The organism is Agrobacterium leguminum (assembly GCF_015704895.1).
Lineage (GTDB): Bacteria > Pseudomonadota > Alphaproteobacteria > Rhizobiales > Rhizobiaceae > Agrobacterium > Agrobacterium leguminum.
Window position 1 is genome coordinate 375,072 of record NZ_JADQWB010000003.1, and the last position, 6,288, is coordinate 381,359.

The window sequence follows — 6,288 nt, forward strand, 5'->3', positions numbered from 1 at the left end:
CCACGGCGGCTTTTTCTTGTCTGGTATGTGATCTTTACTGGATCACGATGACCTTGGTGCTGCGACCGGGACGAACGCGGCTGTAAAGGTCGATGACGTCCTGGTTGATCATGCGGATGCAGCCGGAAGAGGCGGCGGTGCCGATCGAGGCCCATTCGGGCGAACCATGGATGCGGAACAGCGTGTCCTGTCCCTTTTCATTGAAGAGATACATGGCGCGCGCGCCGAGCGGGTTGGTAAGACCCGGACCCATGCCGGCCTCGACATATTTGGCGACTTCCGGCTTACGGTCCGCCATTTCTTTCGGCGGATGCCACATCGGCCATTCCTGCTTCCAGGCGACATAGGCCTCACCGGCCCAGGCAAAACCTGCCTTGCCGACGCCGATGCCGTAGCGAACCGCGCGGTTGCCGGAGAGGATGTAATAGAGGTAACGCTCACGCGTATTGACGATGATGGTGCCGGCGCGTTCGGATGTCTGGAATTCGACGATCTGACGGCGGTACTTCTCATTCACACGATTGATCGGAATGGCCGGCAGCGCATAGCCCGCATCGGTTACGGGACCGTAGACATCGTTGAAGATCTGGACCGTTTCGACCTTCGCCGGAACGGGGTCAGCAACCGGTACAGACGCTGCGATCTTGCCGGAGGTCGGAGCGGAGGATTGGGAGGTAGTTTCGGCGCAGCCGGCCAGAGCCAGTGCTGCCGTCAGACCGAGTGCGGTCAATGGGGTACGGATGCGCATGTCGTTCTCGCGGAAAATTCGCCAAATTGTGCGAAAGAGTAGGCTTAATTGGATAAATCGGTTATTTTCCATTCAGCCGCTCTTGGCAAGCCGTTGCGCCGCCGCGAAACGGTCGGGCATTTAAAATTGCCGGTTGATTGCCTTTTTGCAACAATAGGCCAAACGCTTCAGTAGCCTTTATCCATGACTATTCTTTCCGTTACCAACAATAATCCGTTAATAGACGGTCGCCAGTCGGACAAAGCGATGCTGGTGCGCCGCGGCGTTCAGGTGCTTCTGCACGAAATGCGCCATTCGGTGCTGCCCGAACTGCCGCTTGCAAGCGGGAGACGGGCAGATCTCATCAGCCTGTCGGTCAAGGGTGAAATCTGGATCATCGAAATCAAATCCTCCATCGAGGATTTCCGTGTCGATCGCAAATGGCCGGAGTATCGCCTGCATTGCGACCGGCTGTTCTTCGCCACCCATCCTGAAGTGCCGACCGACATATTCCCGGAGGAATGCGGGCTGATCCTGTCGGATGGATATGGTGCCCATATGCTGCGCGATGCGCCGGAACATAAATTGCCGCCGGCGACCCGCAAGTCGGTAATGCTGGATTTCTCGAGAACCGCTGCGACCCGGCTGATGCTGGCGGAATGGACGACCGGGCGCAGCTTCGGAGAATGACTTCGGTTATTTGGGCGCGCGTTTGGCGAGAATGCGCTGCAGCGTTCGCCGGTGCATGTTCAGCCGGCGGGCGGTTTCCGAAACGTTGCGCTCGCACATTTCATAGACACGCTGAATATGCTCCCACCGAACCCGGTCTGCCGACATCGGGTTTTCGGGAACTTCGGTCTTTTCGCCCTTGCGCTGCGTCAACGCATTGAACACATCGTCCGCATCGGCGGGCTTGGCCAGATAATCCAGCGCCCCGAGTTTCACGGCGGTGACGGCGGTTGCGATATTACCGTAGCCGGTCAGAACGACGATCTGCGTATCGTCCCGGTTCTGCCTGATGGCCTCGATGACTTCCAGACCGTTGCCATCCGCAAGCCTCAGATCGACAACCGCATATTTCGGCGGTGCAGCTTTGGAGCGGGCAATGCCGTCGCTGACCGTCTCGGCGGTGTCGACGGTAAAGCCACGTGTTTCCATTGCCCGGGCAAGCCGGCGCAGAAACGGGCCGTCATCATCGACGATCAGCAGCGATCTGTCGGGTCCGATCGGGTCGACATCGTCCGTTGGCGCGCTGGTGGAGTTGTTCTGGTCTTCTGTCTTCATGTTTCCGGCCTTCCGGCAACTTCGTCGGCTTGGTTTTCTTCTTCTTATCGCCGCTTCAACGTGGATGGTAAAGTCAACGGCTTCTTTTATCGTCCATAAGCGCCCGAGGCCAGACGATTGTGACCCGTGCGCCCGTTCCGCTCGTGCCACGATTTTCAAAGGTGACGGTGGCGCCGGAGCGCTCCAGCAGGGTCTTGGCGATGAAAAGCCCGAGCCCGAGCCCGCCCGCCCGGGTGTCATTGTGACGTTCGGTCACATAGGGCTCGCCGATACGGGCAAGCACGTCATGGGCATAACCCGGCCCATCGTCTTCAATGATGACGGCGACGTTCTGCTGGTCGTAGTCCACCGTCACGGTCACTTTTTCCCGCGCGTAGTCCACGCCGTTTTCAATGAGGTTGCCAAGACCGTAGATGATACCGGCATTGCGGATACCGACCGGCTCGTCGGCGCGATTGTTCTTTTCAACGAGTTCGAGGCGGATGCCGAATTCCCTATGCGGCGCCATCACCTCCTCGATCAGCGAGGAGAGCGGCAGGCGGCGCATGTGCTCCTCATTGTCGGCGGAAAGCGAGGTGAGGCGGCGCAGAATGTCACGGCATCTTTCGCTCTGGCTGCGCAGCAGGGCTATATCTTCGCCGAATTTTTCGTCGTTTCCGAGTTCCCGCTCCATCTCCTTCGCGACGACACTGATGGTCGCGAGCGGCGTGCCAAGCTCATGCGCCGCTGCCGCCGCCAGCCCATCCAGCTGCGAGAGATGTTTTTCCCGCTCCAGCACCAGTTCGGTTGCAGCCAGAGCATCTGCCAGCTGGTTTGCCTCATGCGAAACGCGATAGGCGTAAAAGGCCGCAAAAGAGGTCGTGGCGATGATCGCGACCCAGGTGCCGACATGCAGCAGAAGCTGGATCGGCAAAACCTCGCCGGGATACCACGGAACCGGAAAGGGCGAAAAAGCGATCGCGGTCGAGCAGATGACGGCAAAGCCGAGGAGAATGAGCGAATGCCGCAGCGGCTGGGAGGCAAAGGCAATGATGACCTGCACGCAGATCAGCGGCGCGAAGGGATTGGAAAGTCCGCCGGTGATGTAAATGAGCGCTGTCAATTGCAGCAGGTCGAAGGCCAGCAGCAATGTCGCTTCCCAGGGCTCCAGACGATAGGTGGAGGGAAAACGGGCTGTAAGAAACAGATTTGCAAGAGCGAGTGCCGCGATCAGAAGGCCGCAGGCCAGAAGCGGCAGGGGGAAATTGAGCCCGAAAGCGACAAGCAGGATCGTTGCCGTTTGTCCCGCAACCGCCAGCCAGCGCAGCCAGACGATGGTCTGCAGCCTTATCCTGCGGCTGGCGCGGCCGAGCCTCGTGGTTTCGATAGAATGGCCAGCCACCGTCATCTCCTTTGCCCTGTTCATCATCGTCACGTCCCGCGCGGTTTTGCACGGCTGGTCGGCAGGGCCGATGCCGGGTCTTCCGGCCATGGATGGCGTGGATAACGCCCGCGCATATCCGCCCGCACATCCTTCCAGGACCCCGACCAAAAACCGGGAAGATCGCGTGTCGTCTGTATCGGCCTGTGCGCCGGGGAGGTCAATTCCAGGAGCAGCGGCAACCGCCCCTGCGCAATGGACGGGTGGGCCCTCAGCCCGAAAAGTTCCTGCACGCGAATGGAAAGCGTCGGTTCACTGGCGTCGTAACGGATGGGATGCCGCTGGCCCGTCGGCGCTTCGAAATGCGTCGGCGCCAACTTGGCGAGATCGCGCGCCACCTCATGCGGCACCAGAGACAGGATTCCTTCGGAGAGGCTGCCGGGCCGGATGTCCTGCAGGCTGCGCGCACCGTTCTGAAAAGGGACGAACCATTCGTCCAGCCTGGAAAGCAACGCCTCGTCGCTGACATCCGGCCAGGGCTCCCCGATACTGGCGTTCAGAAAGCCGATCCTGTCGCGCAACTGCAGCGTCTCTTTCGAAAAAGGAAGTATGCCGATGCCGAATTCCCGAACGCCATTGGCGAGCGCCTGTGCCGCCTGTTCGCCCTCGGGACGGGGCAGGGGTGTCTCATCGAGGATGATGGCGCCAAGCCGCGTCACCTTTCGCGCGCGCGCCTGGCCGCTCGCCTTGTCGAAAAGCAGCTGGTCCTGCTGAACGATGAGATGCGGCATCCGCTCTTCTATATCGCTCCTCTCTATGCCTGCCGCCGCAAGGATACGCGGCTGCGCCGCTCGCCCGGTAATATCGGCAACCACCAGCATTTTGCTCGCCGCCAGCCGTTCTGTCTCGGCAAGCTCTGCGCCACGCCCGTTAGCCATCACATAACGTCCCCGCGCGCCGCGCTGAAGCGCGATCCTGTCCGGATAGGCATGCAGCAGCAATGGACCGGCCTCGCTCGGCAACTCGGCTGTCGCCGTTTTGTCGCCGATCGCGTCGAACAGCCTCGATGCCAGCTTGCGCGCCGCCTGTGCCCTTTCGCTCCTGTCGGAGAGAAAGCGTCGCAGCCGTTCATCGAGATCGATATCGTTTCCGCCGAGCCCCTGTTCCGTCAGCATGACGGCGAGCATCGCCGCCTTTTTCCCCGCGCCTTCGCTTGCCGCCGCAATCACCATGGCCGCCAGCCGTGGCGGCAATGAAAGGCCGCGCATCAGATGGCCGCGCTGCGTCAGCGCTCCGCCTTTGTCGAGCGCGCCCAGATTTTTGAGAAGCGCCACCGATTCTTTAAGTGCGGCTTCGGGGGGCATATCCAGAAAGGCAAGAGAAGAGGGATCCTGAACACCCCAATAGGCGAGATCGAGCGCAAGGCCGGCAAGATCGCTCGCCAGAATTTGCGGTGGCGTAAAGGCGTTGAGCGCCGCCGTCTGCCCCGAATGCCACAGGCGGATCGCAACACCGGGTTCCGTTCGCCCGGCGCGACCCGCCCGCTGGTCGGCGGAAGCGCGCGACACCCGCACCGTTTCCAGCCTCGTGATTCCCGTTGCCGGCTCGAAGACAGGTAGTCGCTGCAATCCGCTGTCGATCACCACACGCACGCCATCGATGGTAATCGAGGTCTCCGCAATCGAGGTGGCCAGCACGATCTTGCGTCGTCCGGCCGGCGCCGGCTTTATCGCTGCATCCTGCTCCTTCTGTGAAAGGTTACCGTAAAGCGGGATGATATCCGTATCGTCGGGAAAACGTCCCTCCAGCCGCGTGGCCGTTCGGGTAATTTCCGCCTGTCCCGGTAGAAAGGCGAGGATGGAGCCGGTTTCCGACCCATGGGCCTCAGTGATCGCCTTGGTGACTTTCTCTTCAATCGGCACGCCCTGCCAACGATCCTCATAACGGACGTCGATTGGAAACGTCCGCCCAAGGCTCTGAATGACCGGGGCGTCTGCCATGAGCGTGCTGATGCGTTCGACATCGAGAGTGGCGGACATGACGAGGATACGCAGATCATCCCGCAACCCACCCTGCACGTCGAGCGCAAGCGCCAGTCCGAAATCGCCGTCAAGCGAACGCTCGTGAAACTCGTCGAAAATCAGCGTCGAAACGCCGGCAAGTTCAGGATCGTCCAGGACCATCCGGGCAAACACGCCTTCGGTCACCACTTCTATGCGGGTTTTCGAGGAGACGCGATTGTCGAGCCGCATACGATAGCCGACGGTTTGCCCGACATCCTCGTGAAGCAGTTCGGCCATGCGCCCGGCTGCGGCACGGGCGGCAAGCCGGCGGGGCTCGAGAAGAATGATCTTGCCGTCACCCCGCCAGTCCTGCTGCAAAAGATGAAGCGGCACGAGCGTCGTTTTACCCGCGCCCGGTGGAGCTGAAAGAACTGCGCGCTTCGCCCCGGCCAGAGCCTCGGCGATATCGCCCAGAACGGCACTGACGGGAAGTTCGGGCAATTCGGTCTTTATAGGAACGGGCATTCTGGTCATGCAAACAGGCCTGCGGCATCTGGGGTGATGTTTAAGCGTCTCATATGCCGTTTCTAATGCACGGTCCCGCACTTTGACAGCCGTATGTAAGGAGCAGGCAAATGCTCCGTCGTCAAAGTTGCGGTTCCTTGCGCGCTATTTGCAGTCAGGACCGGAGGGTAGGGCATTGGGCGTATGGCGAAACGTCGGAAGATTCTGCTTCTTTCGCTTGTTTTCGCTTCGATTCACGAAACTACCTAATAAAATCAATAGTTTGATAAAAATGTCAGTTTTTTGACGAAGGGTGTGTTGACTTGTTTGGTTGGGTGGATTTATAAGTCCGCTCACTGAACGAGGGCGGCGGCGCTGCTGGCGACGGCGACTTTCGTTCTTAAGAAATC

At 60.1% G+C, this 6,288-nt stretch carries 6 protein-coding genes; 1 reads left to right on the forward strand and 5 read right to left on the reverse strand.

What is annotated here, in order from left to right:
• Positions 1 to 34: 34 nt before the first annotated feature.
• On the reverse strand, positions 35 to 748 hold the full coding sequence (locus I3J13_RS07430; RefSeq protein WP_003521204.1) for a L,D-transpeptidase: 714 nt from the start codon (positions 746 to 748) through the stop codon (positions 35 to 37).
• A gap of 183 nt (positions 749 to 931) precedes the next feature.
• Between I3J13_RS07430 and I3J13_RS07435 the strand changes: the two genes are divergently transcribed.
• Positions 932 to 1,417 (forward strand): MmcB family DNA repair protein, encoded by a 486-nt coding sequence (locus I3J13_RS07435; RefSeq protein WP_004444350.1) that lies wholly within the window; start codon positions 932 to 934, stop codon positions 1,415 to 1,417.
• A 6-nt stretch (positions 1,418 to 1,423) separates the two neighbouring features.
• Here the strand turns inward: I3J13_RS07435 and I3J13_RS07440 are convergent, their stop codons facing one another.
• From I3J13_RS07440 to I3J13_RS25660, 4 genes are all read right to left on the reverse strand, one after another.
• Positions 1,424 to 2,011 (reverse strand): ActR/PrrA/RegA family redox response regulator transcription factor, encoded by a 588-nt coding sequence (locus I3J13_RS07440; protein ID WP_020808725.1) that lies wholly within the window; start codon positions 2,009 to 2,011, stop codon positions 1,424 to 1,426.
• A gap of 73 nt (positions 2,012 to 2,084) precedes the next feature.
• Positions 2,085 to 3,392: a two-component system sensor histidine kinase ActS gene (gene actS, locus I3J13_RS07445; RefSeq protein WP_080857121.1), complete on the reverse strand. Its 1,308-nt coding sequence runs from the start codon at positions 3,390 to 3,392 to the stop codon at positions 2,085 to 2,087.
• A gap of 29 nt (positions 3,393 to 3,421) precedes the next feature.
• The gene (gene hrpB, locus I3J13_RS07450) at positions 3,422 to 5,908 is read right to left on the reverse strand and encodes an ATP-dependent helicase HrpB (RefSeq protein WP_196378426.1); all 2,487 of its coding nucleotides are present in this window, start codon (positions 5,906 to 5,908) and stop codon (positions 3,422 to 3,424) included.
• Between the two features lie 135 nt (positions 5,909 to 6,043).
• Positions 6,044 to 6,288 (reverse strand): hypothetical protein (locus I3J13_RS25660; protein WP_206696110.1); only part of this gene is annotated, 245 nt, incomplete at its 5' end.